The sequence below is a fragment of the Cobetia crustatorum genome, assembly GCF_000591415.1.
Taxonomy (GTDB): domain Bacteria; phylum Pseudomonadota; class Gammaproteobacteria; order Pseudomonadales; family Halomonadaceae; genus Cobetia; species Cobetia crustatorum.
The window spans coordinates 17,750-31,833 of the sequence record NZ_JEMF01000043.1 but is presented as its reverse complement, the minus strand read 5'-3'; the positions used below and the strand labels follow the sequence as shown (position 1 = coordinate 31,833).

The following is a 14,084-nucleotide window of genomic DNA, read 5'->3' as shown; positions in this document are numbered from 1 at the left end:
ACTCACATTTCCTGTTCTAGCTGATCGGCGATACGGAGAGACAAGGCCGCGATGGTCAGGGTGCAATTGACCGACCCAACGGTCGGCATGCAGCCGGAGCTGGCGACAAACAGGTTGTCATGGCCATGCACACGGCAATCGCGGTCCACCACGGACTGCTTGGGATTGTCTCCCATCAGGGTCGTACCGCAGATATGCTGGTTGTTGGAGAATTCGTCACGGAACGCGATGTCCGTGCCTCCCATCAGCTGAGCGATACGTGCATATTGTTCACGGGTATGCACGGCGCTGCGCTTGACGTAATCATCTATAGCATAACGGAATTCTGGCCTTGGCAGGCCAAGTGCGTCACGTTTTTTCGACGGAGTGATGCGATTGCTCGGCTCCGGCAGTAACTCATGGAAGCTATCAAACTGCACAAAGCGGCTAGCACGATTATCGATCTGTGCCTGCAATTCGGCGCCAAGACGCAGCGGTGTTTCGGACAACACCTCCGTCGTCATCTGCTGTGTACGCGCCATGTTCGAGAGATGCAGCTTCTTGGAGGAATATTCACTGCGGAAGTCACCATCGCGCCAGGTAATGATCGAGGTCATCTCCTGCGGACCGCGGCCGGCCCAGAGCGTTTCATCCGCCAGGAAGCTGACGCCAGTCCCCGGGTGATCCATCAGGTGACGGCCCACCATGTCATTCTGGTTGCCCACGCCGTCCGGTGTATGTGCATTCACCGACATCTGCATCAGCTTGGGCGTCTCGATGCCATTGGCTGCCAGTACGACACGCCGCGCGCTCAGGCGGTGCTCCTTGCCCGCGGGGTCGAGATAGCGCACTTCTCGGATAGTCCCGCTCTCATCACTTTCCAGATGATGGACAACAGCATTATCAATCAACTTGGCGCCCGCGCGTTCAGCTTCTCAACGTGGATGATGCCGGAATACATGGCCCCAATCGGACAGATCGGCATGCAGTTATTGTTGCCACAGCAGGTTGGGCGATCGTCATACGGACGACTATTGCGTGCGACCGGCTCGGTGACCATATCGAAACCATGGGGGTTGATGCGATCACTGACGCGCTGCTCGTTCCAGGACAGCGGCAACGGCGCCATCGGATAGTCAGCACTTCGCGGGCTACCGAGATCGACATCGTTCGGCCCCCAGACACCCAATGCCACTTCTGCGCGAAAATAATAGGACTCAATGTCCTCATAGGCGATCGGCCAATCCAATCCGACGCCGTATTCGCTTTTCAGGCGAAAGTCGCTGGGCAGAAAGCGCCATGCGGACGCCGCCCAATGCCAGGTCGTGCCGCCAACGGCACGGATATATTGCGCGTCATATGGGTGTTCGCCCTTCTGCACCAGATAATTGGCATTCTCGCCGTAAAGCATCGGGTGAGGCGCGGCCTTGCTGGCCGGATAAGGGCCCATGAAGTCCATCTTGTCGGCCTGATTGCGGAAGCGCTCGACAATTTGCCAACGCTGCATGCGAGGGCCAGCCTCGAGCATGATCACTGATTTTCCAGCTTCGGCAAGCCGGTGAGCAATCAGGGCGCCAGCGACACCAGAACCGACGATGATCACATCGGCATCGTGCGAATGGGATTCCGCAGCCATGCAGGTTTCTCCTCAGGGGGACATCTTTTAGTGCGTAGGCCTTGAGCGGAAACTTCACGTCTCAAGGGGGCAGCAATAGGGAATAACGGTCCGGCATTTGCTGAAGCACTTATCTCAGGCACTGATTCTCAAGTGCTTGCTCTCAAGTGCTTGCTCTCAAGTGCTTCAGCAGCGCACGGCATACGCCCGATTAGATCGACAGTGTCAGGACTGATGATCCAGGGCGCAGTCAGCAGACGGCATCACTCAGGACGCTGCGTCCAGAACCCCGGCTGGTTGGGGCAATAGGTGCGGATGACCTGCACATCGCGCGGGCCGGCATACATGGCGGCGTACTCATAGGCGATCACTTCGGCAGCCGGGTCATCAATCGCCGTGCCGACAGTGCCCAGCATCCATGCCTGAAGCACCCGCCGCACCAGCTGCATCTCGGACGCCTCAAGATCATCATCCTTCAGATAGTCACGCGCTTCGCCAAGTGCCAGCAGCTTTTTCTTCAAGGCTGGCAAGCTGCCCATGCCGGGCACATTGGTGGCGGGAATGCGTACCATCGCCTCAAAGAAGCGCTGTCCCAGACGCTCATCCAGCGTCTTGTCGCTCAATAGCCAAGCTGACAAAGTCATGAATGCCGAGAAGGCAGAGGCATCCGTCGCATCAGCGGATGCTTCCTCTGATGAGGCGACACTGGCCGCCAACGCGGACAGTGACAGGCTGGAAAGTGCCGCCACACCCACTCCCGAAATACCTAGCTTGAGCAGATGACGGCGTGACGGACTCGCGGGAGTAGCGCCGTGGGGCTCGCCGTGATGATCAGTCTGTCGCCTTGAGACCTGGTGCGGAATACGCTCTTCACATGTGGGCATGCGACTCTCCGAAGAATGAAAACTCGATAACGAGCTTGCGATATACCCTCAGGTAGCCACGCAAATATTAACGATGTATGAATGGAGACAACTGTCTCCTATTAATAGACAAAGGTCTAATTAATAATGCTTTTCTGCTTTAGAAATCTCATAGGCTGCCTGACAACACACCAAATAGCATGAGAGGAAGTATAGGCAGATGCCACAAGCGCCACCCTGGAGCGACGATGCTCTTTGCTCACAGACATGTCGGTTACCACTGACAGTTTCCTGAACCCCGCCAGCCCAGTAGGATGGCGCTATCAAGGTGGCCCTTGTGACTCGCTGCGTCCATCAGCCGCCATCGGTACATCATCTTCTTCGAGGAAGGCCCATCATGCTTCGCCAATTGCGTACTCCCCTTGCCCTGCTGCTCTGCACGGCAGCACTTGCCGGTTGCGAAAGTGCCACGCGCATTGCCGACAGCATCTCCATGCCCGACTTCGGCATCACAGAGCCCAGCGAGCAACGCGTCGAGCGCACGGTTGCCTTCCCTGAAGCCGAATACGCCGAGCTTGAAAAGACCGGCAGCTCCGCCATCAAAGGCCGCATGTCCTACGACTGGCAGGGCCAGACGGTCTATGCCAACGGCGATGGCATCTCGGTCGCGCCTGTCACCACCTATTCGGCAGAAGCGGCTGAACTAGCCCTATCTGGCAAGACTGTTGAACGCGCCGACTCCCGTGCTCAGGCGTATACCCACATCGTGCGCACTGATAGCAATGGCTACTTCAATGCCACTGGCCTGCCCTCTGGCACCTTCTATGTCGCAGGCGTCATCAAGCTACCCGATGGCACCCGCAGCCCACTGATACTGAGTCAGGTTCAGGTAGGCCGTGGCCAGACCCGCAGCATCGAGCTGAGTCGCTGACAGCATTCTCACTCCTGATCTCACTGCCACTAGCACGGCTGCTCTCATTCGCATTCACCGCCTGACGATGGCCACAGCACCATGACGACACTCTCGCTGCGAGCCTATACCTCGCAGGCCACCGTACATGACCATGAGCAGCACCAGCTGGTGCTGCCGATTCGCGGGCATCTCGATATCCAGGTCGGCAGCCATCAGGGCACGGTGGTCACCGGGGAGTGCGTCATCATTCGCCCCGGTGAATCGCACCTGTTTCATGCCAAGGATGCCGCGCGCTTCATCGTCGCCGATCTCGACTCTCTGCCCGACAACCTCGCAGCGTCTCAGCGAGTGGTGTTCTCGATCAGCACTCTGCTGATGAATTACCTGCTGTTCCTCGAAGCCCAGCTGCAGGGTGAGGTAGACAGAAATATCGACCAGCTGTCGATCGCGCTGTTTCTCGGCTTGCTGGAGAAGCAGACCTGCGATCATCGAGTCGATCGGCGACTCCTGAGAGTCCTGGATACCATGAAGGCACAGCTTGACCAACCCCACGACGTCGCATCACTGGCCAGGCTGGCTCACTTGAGCCCGACCCAATTCCACAAGGTGTTTCGCGACAGCCTGGGGATCAGCGTCAAGCAGTACCTGACTGCAAGACGCATGGAGCGCGCCCGTGCCCAATTGATCCATACCGACCTGAGCGTCCAGCAAGTCGCCGAGGCCGTCGGCTACCAGAACCTCTCCGCCTTCTCGCGACGCTTTTCCTGCTATTTCGGGCAATCCCCGCGTGAGATGACACGCCAATATTCCAGCCTCACGCCAGCGACTGATTGAGATTTCTGCCTGAATTCTCGTTTTCTCTGACGTATGGGCATATGACGCTTTGCTTCTCTCGGCAGGTCAGAGCGTAGCTTCAGCACAATATCTTTCCGCAATGAAGCGTAATCTCGTCTTCACCGAGACACACTTCATTGCGAGTCACCCACCATGCAGCACTCCTTCTCCCATACGTCCTTGGGCCCTGCCCTCCAACGCCAGGTCGGCAACCTCTCCGTCCTCACGGCAGCCTTGTTATGGGGCACGACCGGTACCGCCGCCCACTTCAATCAGGATGTCAGTCCACTGGCGACCGGCGCCTTTGCCATGGGCTTTGGTGGCATATTGCAGGCAGTGCTATCGCGCAGAATCCTGCGCGCTGAGCTAGCCACACTGCTCGTCCACAAGCACCTCATCCTGTGGGCTGCGCTCTTCATCATCGTCTATCCCCTGGCGTTCTATTCCGCGATGGAATACACCGGTGTGGCGATGGGAACCGTCATCACCATTGCCACGGCACCGTTGGCGGCAGTCATCCTGGAGTATGTGCTGGACCGCAAGCAGGTCAGTGCACGCTGGTATGCAGCGTTGATGCTGGGCATGGTCGGTGTGGGCCTGATGGCCATGGGCGAGACACGCCTTCCTGATGCATCAATGCCGGCAGATGCCACTGGCTTCGCACAGGAAAGCCACAAGCTCATCGGCATCGGGCTGGGAATACTTGCCGGCGTCAGCTACGCCACCTACTCCCTGCTAGCACGACGCATGATGCTGTTGGGCATCCACCGGCGCGCCGCCATGGGCGCGATGTTCGGCATCGCAGGAGTGATGTTGTTGATCGGCCTAGCGATCAGCTGTCTGTTCATCAATCCTCGCCTGTTCGCCACGCCGGTGAACGCCACGGTCGCTGTGTACATGGCATTGACCCCGATGCTGTTGGCCAGCTTGATCTTCGGGCGTGGACTCGCCTGCGTGCCCATCAGTCGGGTCACCGTACTGACGATGTTCGAGCCGCTGGTCGCCGGCCTGCTGGCCGTCATCGTGGTAGGCGAACAATTCACGCTGATGGGTGCCGTCGGCATGGTGCTGATCATGACGTGCCTGATGCTGCAATTGCGTTCGCAGACGTCACAGGCCGCGATGACAAGGCATCAGGCAGAGCCTGGGGCATTGAACATTCATGATACCTCGTCACATTGAGCGAAAGTGGTTTTAGCACACTTGTTGGCCAAGGTACCGACCAGACTATCGGCCATGATTAAGCCGCAGTATTGACATGAAAAGGGCAGCAGAATGACAACGGCACACTCCAATATTGCAGCACCTTCAAGGTCCACCGACATGGGAAGCCTCGCGGTACTGTTTGCCGCGCTGCTGTGGGGCACCACTGGCACGGCAGCCCACTTCAATCAGGATGTCAGCCCGCTGGCGACTGGCGCCTTTGCCATGGGCGTCGGTGGCATGCTGCAGGCATTGATCGCACGCCCCAACATTCTGGGGTGTCTGGAGCTGCTGTTGGCTCAGAAACGGCTGGTGTTGCTCGGCGCAGTCTGTGTCGTCATCTATCCGCTGGCCTTCTACTCCTCCATGCATCTGGCTGGCGTCGCCATTGGCACGGTGATCACCATCGCGACGGCGCCACTGGCAGCGGCGATTCTCGAGCGCCTGTTCGGCAACCACCGACTCACGCTGAGCTGGTATATCAGCCTCGCGCTGGGCATAGCCGGCGTGGTGATGATGGCGATGGATGAAACAGCCAGTCATGGAGTCACCGTTGCCTCAGCCAGTGAGCTCAATGCGAGAGGTGAGCCCAGCGAAGAATGGCAACGGCTGGCCGGTATCGTGCTGGGCATCATCGCCGGCGTGACCTACGCCGCCTACTCCCTGATCGCACGACGTATGATGGACCGTGGCACCCACGCACGCGCTGCCATGGGTAGTCTGTTCGGCGTCGCCGGTATCGCGCTAATCGCAGGTCTAGGGTTGAGCATGCTGTTTTCCGACCCACGCCTGTTCGCTACGCTTGGCAACACCAGCGTAGCGCTCTACATGGCACTGGTGCCGATGTTCCTCGGCTATCTCGCCTTCGGCTACGGTCTCAAGACCATCGCCGCCAGCAAAGCCACGTTGCTGACATTGTTCGAGCCACTCGTGGCTGCCCTGCTCGCCGTTACTATCGTCGGAGAGCATATCGCCCCACTCGGCTGGCTCGGCATGGCGCTGATCGCCGTGTGCCTGGTGATTCAGGTGAAGCCGAAAACAGCCTGAAAAACACGCCCTGCTCAGTAAAGATTCCCGAGGTACAGAAAGCAAAAAGACCCAGCCTGACAATCAGGCTGGGTCTTTTCATTGCTGCGCAGATACCTTGCTGGCTCGGACAACCATCTAATCGGTGCGCTAGCTGGAGACCAGCTCGCCGGCATCAGCTTTCGGCGTTATGCGACGTACACCCTTGGCATCCTGCGCGTAGGCACGATGGCGCACATCCCAGAGCTCCACGGCGTGCTTGATATTGAGCCAGAACTCCGGCGTATTGCCCAACGCAGCCGCCAGCTTGATCGCCATCGGAGCCGTCAATGTCCCCTTGTCGTGCACGATACGGCTCAGCGTATTTCTATGAACCCCCATCGCCTCGGCTAGAGTACGAATGTCGATATTCATCGGCTCCAGAAACTTTACCGCCAACATCTGGCCTACCGTCAAGGGACGCCGCTTGGTATTTCTCATGACTGCCACCTCCTCTAGCCCTTGTAAGCATACGGGTCTAGATATGTATCGTGGGCAACACCCTCTACCCAGCGAAAGATCAATCGATACTGTTTGTTGATGCGAATCTAACACCAGCCTGCGAGATTACCCTGGAGATGCTCAAAGCGATTTCCTGGTGGAATCCTCAAGTCAGATTCCTGAGTCGCAGCATCGAGGATCTGTACCTTGCGATACCATCATTCTATGCACAACGACACTGTGCATAAAGTCTATCTGCAGCCACAAAAAACGCCCAACAAGTCCATGGCTCATTGGGCGATTATCTCTTCAGTAAAGACGTTCAGACACTTATGCAGCGGTCTTGTTGGCGAGCTCGACCTTGGAGAGCTTGAGCAGTGCGCCATAGACGACGAAGGCGACCACGACCCCGACAACTGGCGGCATGAAGGGCGAAGCCCAGGCACACAGGCAGGCGATGGCATAGGCCGCAAGGCCAGGCCAGTGATAATCAACCTGTGACATCTCGGCGAGACGCGGATATTTGCCACGATGACCAAGCCAGAAGTTGGCCATGATCACGCCACCGATCGGCGGAATGAAGGTACCGAGCAGAATCAGGAACGGGATCAGCCATTCATACATGCCCAGCACAGCCAGCAGCGTACCGATGGCGGCACCTACCAAGGTGACACGTTGGCGATGCGGGGTGCGCAGCAGGTTGCAGCCGGCAATCGCGAAGTTGTAGATGGTGTTGTCCTGCGTGGTCCAGATATTCAGGAACAGCATCAGTACGGCGAGACTCACCAGCCCCTGAGCAATCATCACATCGACGATATCGGCCTGCTGATAGATCATCGCGCCGAGCGCGCCCGTCAGCACCATCAGGCCATTGCCGACGAAGAAGGCCGCCAGCGTCGCAATCACGGCGATACGTGGTGTGCGAGCAAAGCGGCTCCAGTTGGTCGCTTGCGTCCCACCACTGATAAAGGTGCCGATGACGGCGGTGATGGCAGCCGTCCAACTCATGCTCTCGCTCGGGACAATCGAGGCCAGTCCTGACATGCCGCCGATATCGACCATGCCGGTATAGAGGCTGAACAGGATGAACAGCAGCATTGCCGGGACAGCAAGACGTGACAGCATGTCCAACCCGCGATAACCGATCATGGCGGTCAGACAGAAGGCGAAGCCAAACACCACCATCAGTGGAATGGTCAGCCACTGTGGCAGTGACAGCGTCTTGACCAGCACGATGGCAATGGTCGCGGTACCCCAGGCGTACCAGCCAATCTGAGTGAAGCCGAGTACGATGTCCGACAGGCGGCTGCCCTTCTGCCCGAAGCACAGGCGACCCATCAACACCGAATTCAGGCCACTCTTGCAGGCGATATACGCCAACGCCGCCGCATAGCCGCCCAGCAGCAGATTGCCGATCACGATGATCCAGACAAGCTCGCTGAGGGCAAAGGCGGAACCAAGACTGCCACCGGCCCACATCGTCGCAGTGAAGAAGGTGAAGCCGAGCAGTACCATCGAGGTGGACAGCAGGCCACGACGTGCCGAGCTTGGCACTTCACTCAGGGGGTAGTCGTTGCCAGCCTCTGCCGCCATCGACGTGGCAGCGTGGGAAATGTGGTCAGCCATGAGAGGGTTCCTTGGTGGCTTGATCGCCGCAGCGTCGAGCCTTGTAGTGGTGAGTCCATGACATGTCTCGACAGCGCCCGGAGCCTCGTCGCTCAGGCTCCCTGGTCGCGTCAACGCGGAGCACGATATCAGATGGCAAGAATCGGGCCACCCTTGCGTTTCCGCCGTCAGCCCCCGCCGCAACACTGGCCACCAAAGCTGTCTCTAGCGTCAAGTTGGCAAGCCTTCTGCTCGCCGAAAATAATCTTCCTCGTGACAACAGCGTAGAAAACCGCCAAGCCAAAGAAGTGGCATAAACCGATCAACATGGAGGAGAAATGTGCCGATTTACCGCACAAGATCGCAAGACGCACCACCATGGTGCGTCTTGCGATGCCCCTGACATCGTGCGAGTCATGCCCTATGGCAAATGCCTCGGTCTATCAGGGACTCCATAACCTGTCGCAGTGTTCAACATGCACTTTTTCAGCAACCACACCTTCAGGCGCTAGCCAGCACTCCTTCACTCGCGTTGATCTCCTCACTGCTCATCAACTCAATCCGCACGGGCACAGACTTGGAAGCTGGTGTATTGCTACGAGCATCACGGTGGCCCAGCGGGATCAGATCGTTGGTCTCAGGGTAGTACGCCGCCAGGCAACCGCTAGGGATGTCATACGCCTTGAGCCTGAAGCCGGGTACGCTGCGCTCGATGCCATCGTCACTGACCGTGTGCAATGTCACGCGCTGACCTTCCGACAGTCCCAGCGTTTTTAGATCCTGCGGGCTGATCATCACCGCCATGCGGGTGCCATAGACATCACGGTAGCGGTCATCGTAGGAATAGATGGTGGTATTGAACTGATCATGGCCGCGCATGGTGATCAACAGGAAAGTACTGTCGAGATCCAACGTCTGGTGCGTGACCTTGTCAAGCTCGGCTTCATCCGTCCCCAGGCCCTCGGGGAACAGGAAATTGGCGCGCTGAGTCTCGGTATGCCAGATGCGTTCACGCGGCGCGATACGAATATGAAAGCCGCCCTGCGCCAGGCGTGCGTTGTAGTCCGGGAATATCTGGGGAAAGACCGCTTCGATACGCTCACGGATGCGCGCGTAATCCGCCTGAAGCCAGTCCCAGTCGAGCGTCGGATGCGCCGGCAAGGCCGCCTTGGCCAGCTGACAGGTGATGGCGATTTCCGAGTGCATGCTCGGGTCTGCCGGCGCCATCACACCGCGCGATGGCGCCACGTTGCACATGCCATCCTCGACACTGGTGGTTTGCTCCGCGCCCTTGCCATCGGCACCGGCCTGCAGATCTCGCTCACTATGACCAAGTGTCGGCAGCACCCAGCCATGCTTGCCGGGATGCAGGTGACTGCGATTGAGCTTGGTGGCGATGTGCACGGTCATGTCGAGCTCACGCACCTTGTCAACCACGCGCTTCTGATCAGGAATGGCACGGAAGAAATTGCCGCCCATGCCGATGAAGGCACGTACCTCTCCACGCAGGATCGCCTCACAGCATTCCGAGACATCGTGCCCCGGCGCGCGCGGGCACTGGATGTCAAAGACGCGATCGAAGGCATCGAGCATCTCATCCTTGGGCAGGTTCTCTATCCCCACCGTGCGATCGCCCTGCACGTTGGAATGCCCACGTACCGGACACGGCCCCGCCCCCGGCTTGCCGATATTGCCGCGCAGCAACAACAGGTTGACGATCTGCTGGATGGTATCGCCACCGCGTGCATGCTGAGTGATGCCCATCCCCCAGCAGCAGATGACTCGCTCAGCTTCCAGATAGGTACGTCCCGCCTGCTCCAGTGACTGACGCGATAGCCCCGAGGTCTCGACCAGCGTATCCCAATCAAGCGAGCGGCAGTGATCGGCGAAGGCCTCGAACCCATGGGTATGCTGCGCGATGAAGTCGTGATCCAGATAACGCTGCGCATGAGGGTCTCGCACCTGCAGCGCATCATCCGCTTCGATCACGTACTTGCACATGGCCTGAATCGCCGCCATGTCGCCACCGATACGTACCTGGTGATACTGCGTACTGATATCCACGCCCTTGCCAGACATCATGTCCTTGGGCGACTGCGGATCAGCGAAGCTGACCAACGCCCTCTCACGCAGCGGATTGAAGGTGACGACCTCAGCGTCACGGCCACGCGCCTCGTGCAGGTCGCCCAGCATGCGTGGGCTATTGGTGCCGCTATTCTGGCCGAAGATGAAGATGGCATCGGCCTGCTTGAAATCCTCCAGATTGACCGTCGCCTTGCCGATGCCGATGGATTCCGGCAAGGCCCGCGAAGTGGTCTCGTGGCACATGTTGGAGCAATCCGGGAAGTTGTTGGTACCGTACATGCGCCCCAGCAACGAAAACAGGAACGCTGCTTCATTCGAGGTACGCCCCGAGGTGTAGAACTCCACCTCATTGGGATCATCGTAGCCCTTGAGTCGTGCGCCAATCTCGGCATAGGCAGATTCCCAACTCACCACTTCGTAGCGATCCGAGGCTGCGTTGTAGCGCAAAGGATGCGTCAGACGGCCCTCAAGCTCGAGATGGTGGTCTGTCCACTCACGCAGTTCGCTCAGCGTGTTGTCCGCGAAGAGTTGATCACTCACGCGGGCATGTGTGGCCTCCCACGCCAGTGCTTTGGCACCGTTTTCGCAGAAGTTGGCTCCCTTCGGCTTATCACCATTGGGCCAGGCGCAGCTGGGACACACGAAACCGTCCGGCTTGTTCATCTTCATCAGACTGGCGTGCCCCTTGATGGCAGGTGCGCTTGCCAGATGAATTTCTCGACGGCCTTGAGCGAAGGCCAGCCACCGCCGGGGGGCGTATCCACCTGACTGCCCGCCAGCGAGCGTGAAAGCGGCGGTGCGTAAGAGCCCTTGTCACTGAATTCTGTCGCTGCAGTCAAAATGGGGTCTTCTTGCGTCGAAGACGACGACATATCAGCGTCAGACTCCGTCCGGGATTCAGTGGACATATCAGGAACTCCTGTAAAAGCTAGGACGTGGATCAGAGGGGGGGCATCGCCATCTGATCCTTGGCAGTGGTGCATCAGCTGATCCATGCATCCGCCAAGGTGTCTTTTCAAGGACCGCCAACGCTGAACAGTCGTTCCCGATAACAGTATCAATACCCCCCTTGAAGTTTCCCTACATCGTCACCAAGCTTATACAGACCTGACACAGGGCATGCTTCTCTTGGCTTTTTCACTTTTTCACAGACTACCGGCCGCGCATGCCTGATATGCCCACTGATGAGGACATCCTGACATGAAGACTGACATGACCGTTTTTGAAGCTTTGCGTCAAAGCCACGATGAACAGCGTCGTTTGTTGAGCATGCTGGTACAGACGGAAGGTGACAGCACCCCACGTGATGACATCTTCGGACGTCTCAAGGCTGAGCTGGCCAACCATGCCGGAGCCGAAGAGCGCGCGCTGTATATCCCGATGATGGAACATGACATGACGCAGGAGAAAGCGCGTCACAGTGTGGCAGAGCACCATGAGATCGATGAGCTAGTCGAAAAGCTCGAAGCGACGGATTACAGCTCCTCTGCCTGGCTGACCACGGCCAAGCAGCTTGAGCACCTGGTGACACACCATCTGGAAGAAGAAGAGCAGGAAGTGTTCCAACTGGCAGGGCGTGCCCTTGATGACGCCACCAAGCACACGCTGGCAGAGGAATATCTCGCCGACATGAAGGCCCGCGAAAAGGCCTGATGCGTGATAGGCACAACGACACTGCTGACTGTTACGTATAAACGACAGGACTGGAGAGCATCATCTCAGTCATGAAAAGAGGGGCTGACCATGATGGCCAGCCCCTCTTGCGTTCCTACCTGAGCGACGCCCTGCCCAAGCTAGCCGCGTGGCTTACTTGCGACGCGCTGGACGAGCGACTGCCCCGCGCTTGCGAGCCCCCTTCGGGCCGCCTTTGTCCTCGCGCGACTTACGGGCAGTTACCTGGGCATTCGGACGACCCACATAGCGTGCAATCCAGATGGTGTGCTTGGCACCGGCGCTGCCATGAGCGTAGACCTGCTCGGCCTTGGCCTTGAAACCTGCCTTGGAGAGACGCTGGGAGAAGCGCGGATCGGCACTCGCCGACCACACGGCCAGAATGCCGCTCGGACGTAGCGCACGAGCACACACCGCCAGCCCTTCTGCACTGTAAAGCCAGTCATTGTCGTCCGCCGTGAGTCCTTCAGGGCCGTTGTCGACATCCAGCATGATGGCATCGAAACCGGCAGGCGCTTCACGCAGCACATCGGCCACATCACGATTTTCAATGCGTGTGCGCGCATCACGGATCGGATAACCCGCCTTTTCACCCAGCGGTCCGTCATTCCAGGCCACCACCCCTGGCACCAGTTCAGCCACGACCACCTCGGCATCGGCTTTGAAATGCTTGAGCGCCGAGGCCAGCGTAAAGCCCATCCCCAGCCCGCCGATCAATACACGCTGCGAGGTGCGGCTTGCCAACAGGCGCGCCGGTATCTCCGCCAGCGCATCTTCTGAGCCATGCATGCGAGTGTTCATCAACTGACCGCCCTTGCCACTCTCGATCTTGATGACGAAATCCTCGCCATACTCAAACAGACAGAGTGAATCTGTCGTGCCGGGAATCGGAGCAGTATCAAGCAGCACAAAACGTTTCATGGCACATCCAGAACAAGAGAAAAATCAGAAGACGAGCGAAAAGTTCACCATTGCGTGACATGGCAGGCATCTGCACGACTTGAAGAGACGTTATCCTAACATTCTCTTGCTGACAGTCTCGTACGCGAGGCCGCGCATGCCAGCATGCAAGGAAAAATAGCGACCTGAGCACATCATTGCTGGCACATCTCCGCAGATTCTCTAATACTGCTTTTGAAACACATCAGACCGAGTATTCCGATCCATCGGAAATCGATAAGGGGACATTTCGATGCCGCACACACACCCAGAACAACTCACGATGATCGGTGCTTCACAGGTCGGGGAGCGTTTTCGTAACCTTCATCCTGTTGTGGCGTTGATCTCGGCGACTAGACTACTGCAATTTCTTGAGCGCGAAGGCCTGTTGATGGTTGAACATCGCCGTCTGTGCGCCGACGTCATCCGCAGCGCACTGCCCAGCCTTGAGGCCGGCCCTGGTCATGACCCTGCCAACCTTCCACCGCTGCATGGTGTGGAAAACGGTGAACTCGAGAAAATGGACGGCGAGCAAATCATCGGCAGCGCCCCTTCCGTCTCAGCAGGTGTCAGCACACCGGCCACCGTGCATGACAAAACTCAGGGTGTGGTCTCTTGATACTTGAGACCTGATGCTGGCAGTGCGCTAGAGTCCCCTGACATGCGCCTTGAGCCTGAATCAGGATCTGACAAGACCTCATGATGCACAGCCAACAGTGGCCACCCTGATCGGTGGCCACTGTTGCATGGTAATACCACTTTCAATGGGCCAAGCGGTGCGCATGCCCATTGAGCACCGCCCTCTTGACCGCTTTCCCATCAAGCCTTCATAAAGGGCTGCCATTATTAATCTATTCTTATCCCTGCATTG

The 14,084-nt window shown here is 58.1% G+C and carries 14 protein-coding genes and 1 pseudogene; 6 read left to right on the top strand and 9 right to left on the bottom strand.

Annotated elements, in window-relative coordinates; translation table 11 throughout:
• Nucleotides 1–2: 2 nt before the first annotated feature.
• The 3 genes from BF12_RS22385 to BF12_RS21165 all read right to left on the bottom strand — a co-directional run bounded on the left by BF12_RS22385 (nt 3) and on the right by BF12_RS21165 (nt 2,478).
• A complete protein-coding gene (locus tag BF12_RS22385) occupies nt 3–890 on the bottom strand; it encodes a GMC oxidoreductase (protein WP_211242432.1) in 888 nt (295 codons plus the stop codon).
• A complete protein-coding gene (locus BF12_RS22380; RefSeq protein ID WP_211242431.1) occupies nt 887–1,615 on the bottom strand; it encodes an FAD-dependent oxidoreductase in 729 nt (242 codons plus the stop codon). The genes BF12_RS22385 and BF12_RS22380 overlap by 4 nt, the downstream gene beginning before the upstream one ends.
• 242 nt (nt 1,616–1,857) lie before the next feature.
• Nucleotides 1,858–2,478, bottom strand: coding sequence for a sugar dehydrogenase complex small subunit (locus BF12_RS21165; protein ID WP_084488074.1), 621 nt, complete (start codon nt 2,476–2,478; stop codon nt 1,858–1,860).
• A gap of 376 nt (nt 2,479–2,854) precedes the next feature.
• On the opposite strand from BF12_RS21165, the gene BF12_RS0110365 reads away from it, so the two are divergent.
• The 4 genes from BF12_RS0110365 (at nt 2,855) to BF12_RS0110350 (ending at nt 6,454) form a co-directional block, all read left to right on the top strand.
• Entirely contained in the window at nt 2,855–3,388 is a 534-nt protein-coding gene (locus tag BF12_RS0110365) for a hypothetical protein (RefSeq protein ID WP_024952216.1), read from the top strand.
• 81 nt (nt 3,389–3,469) lie between these two features.
• Nucleotides 3,470–4,204, top strand: a complete 735-nt coding sequence (locus BF12_RS0110360; RefSeq protein WP_024952215.1) for an AraC family transcriptional regulator — start codon at nt 3,470–3,472, stop codon at nt 4,202–4,204.
• 153 nt (nt 4,205–4,357) lie between these two features.
• A complete protein-coding gene (locus BF12_RS0110355; protein ID WP_024952214.1) occupies nt 4,358–5,386 on the top strand; it encodes a DMT family transporter in 1,029 nt (342 codons plus the stop codon).
• Between the two features lie 141 nt (nt 5,387–5,527).
• Complete coding sequence (locus BF12_RS0110350) at nt 5,528–6,454, top strand: DMT family transporter (protein ID WP_248623669.1); 927 nt, start codon at nt 5,528–5,530, stop codon at nt 6,452–6,454.
• Nucleotides 6,455–6,583: 129 nt separating this feature from the next.
• Here the strand turns inward: BF12_RS0110350 and BF12_RS0110345 are convergent, their stop codons facing one another.
• From BF12_RS0110345 to BF12_RS22375, 5 genes and pseudogenes are all read right to left on the bottom strand, one after another.
• Entirely contained in the window at nt 6,584–6,913 is a 330-nt protein-coding gene (locus BF12_RS0110345; RefSeq protein WP_024952212.1) for a HigA family addiction module antitoxin, read from the bottom strand.
• A 14-nt stretch (nt 6,914–6,927) separates the two neighbouring features.
• Nucleotides 6,928–7,113, bottom strand: a pseudogene (locus BF12_RS23705) (type II toxin-antitoxin system RelE/ParE family toxin).
• 130 nt (nt 7,114–7,243) lie between these two features.
• Nucleotides 7,244–8,539 (bottom strand): cytosine permease, encoded by a 1,296-nt coding sequence (gene codB / locus BF12_RS0110340; protein WP_024952211.1) that lies wholly within the window; start codon nt 8,537–8,539, stop codon nt 7,244–7,246.
• Between the two features lie 480 nt (nt 8,540–9,019).
• Entirely contained in the window at nt 9,020–11,272 is a 2,253-nt protein-coding gene (locus tag BF12_RS19620; protein ID WP_211242430.1) for an FdhF/YdeP family oxidoreductase, read from the bottom strand.
• Nucleotides 11,272–11,511 carry a hypothetical protein gene (locus BF12_RS22375; RefSeq protein ID WP_211242429.1) on the bottom strand — a complete coding sequence of 80 codons (240 nt, stop codon included), beginning with the start codon at nt 11,509–11,511 and terminating at the stop codon, nt 11,272–11,274. Before BF12_RS22375 ends, BF12_RS19620 begins: the two co-directional genes overlap by 1 nt.
• A 292-nt stretch (nt 11,512–11,803) precedes the next feature.
• On the opposite strand from BF12_RS22375, the gene BF12_RS0110325 reads away from it, so the two are divergent.
• On the top strand, nt 11,804–12,256 hold the full coding sequence (locus tag BF12_RS0110325; protein ID WP_339379004.1) for a hemerythrin domain-containing protein: 453 nt from the start codon (nt 11,804–11,806) through the stop codon (nt 12,254–12,256).
• Between the two features lie 153 nt (nt 12,257–12,409).
• Here BF12_RS0110325 and BF12_RS0110320 read toward each other — a convergent pair whose 3' ends face one another.
• A complete protein-coding gene (locus BF12_RS0110320; RefSeq protein WP_024952208.1) occupies nt 12,410–13,195 on the bottom strand; it encodes a spermidine synthase in 786 nt (261 codons plus the stop codon).
• 271 nt (nt 13,196–13,466) lie between these two features.
• On the opposite strand from BF12_RS0110320, the gene BF12_RS0110315 reads away from it, so the two are divergent.
• The gene (locus tag BF12_RS0110315; protein ID WP_024952207.1) at nt 13,467–13,832 is read left to right on the top strand and encodes a hypothetical protein; all 366 of its coding nucleotides are present in this window, start codon (nt 13,467–13,469) and stop codon (nt 13,830–13,832) included.
• The last annotated feature ends 252 nt before the right edge of the window (nt 13,833–14,084 follow it).

Coding starts and splice junctions, on each gene's coding strand:
- BF12_RS21165 (WP_084488074.1), bottom strand. CDS start 2,478: ATGCCCACATGTGAAGAGCGTATTCCGCACCAGGTCTCAAGGCGACAG.
- BF12_RS22375 (WP_211242429.1), bottom strand. CDS start 11,511: ATGTCCACTGAATCCCGGACGGAGTCTGACGCTGATATGTCGTCGTCT.
- codB (WP_024952211.1), bottom strand. CDS start 8,539: ATGGCTGACCACATTTCCCACGCTGCCACGTCGATGGCGGCAGAGGCT.
- BF12_RS22380 (WP_211242431.1), bottom strand. CDS start 1,615: ATGGCTGCGGAATCCCATTCGCACGATGCCGATGTGATCATCGTCGGT.
- BF12_RS0110365 (WP_024952216.1), top strand. CDS start 2,855: ATGCTTCGCCAATTGCGTACTCCCCTTGCCCTGCTGCTCTGCACGGCA.
- BF12_RS0110360 (WP_024952215.1), top strand. CDS start 3,470: ATGACGACACTCTCGCTGCGAGCCTATACCTCGCAGGCCACCGTACAT.
- BF12_RS0110345 (WP_024952212.1), bottom strand. CDS start 6,913: ATGAGAAATACCAAGCGGCGTCCCTTGACGGTAGGCCAGATGTTGGCG.
- BF12_RS0110320 (WP_024952208.1), bottom strand. CDS start 13,195: ATGAAACGTTTTGTGCTGCTTGATACTGCTCCGATTCCCGGCACGACA.
- BF12_RS0110350 (WP_248623669.1), top strand. CDS start 5,528: ATGGGAAGCCTCGCGGTACTGTTTGCCGCGCTGCTGTGGGGCACCACT.
- BF12_RS0110315 (WP_024952207.1), top strand. CDS start 13,467: ATGCCGCACACACACCCAGAACAACTCACGATGATCGGTGCTTCACAG.
- BF12_RS0110355 (WP_024952214.1), top strand. CDS start 4,358: ATGCAGCACTCCTTCTCCCATACGTCCTTGGGCCCTGCCCTCCAACGC.
- BF12_RS19620 (WP_211242430.1), bottom strand. CDS start 11,272: ATGAAGATGAACAAGCCGGACGGTTTCGTGTGTCCCAGCTGCGCCTGG.
- BF12_RS0110325 (WP_339379004.1), top strand. CDS start 11,804: ATGAAGACTGACATGACCGTTTTTGAAGCTTTGCGTCAAAGCCACGAT.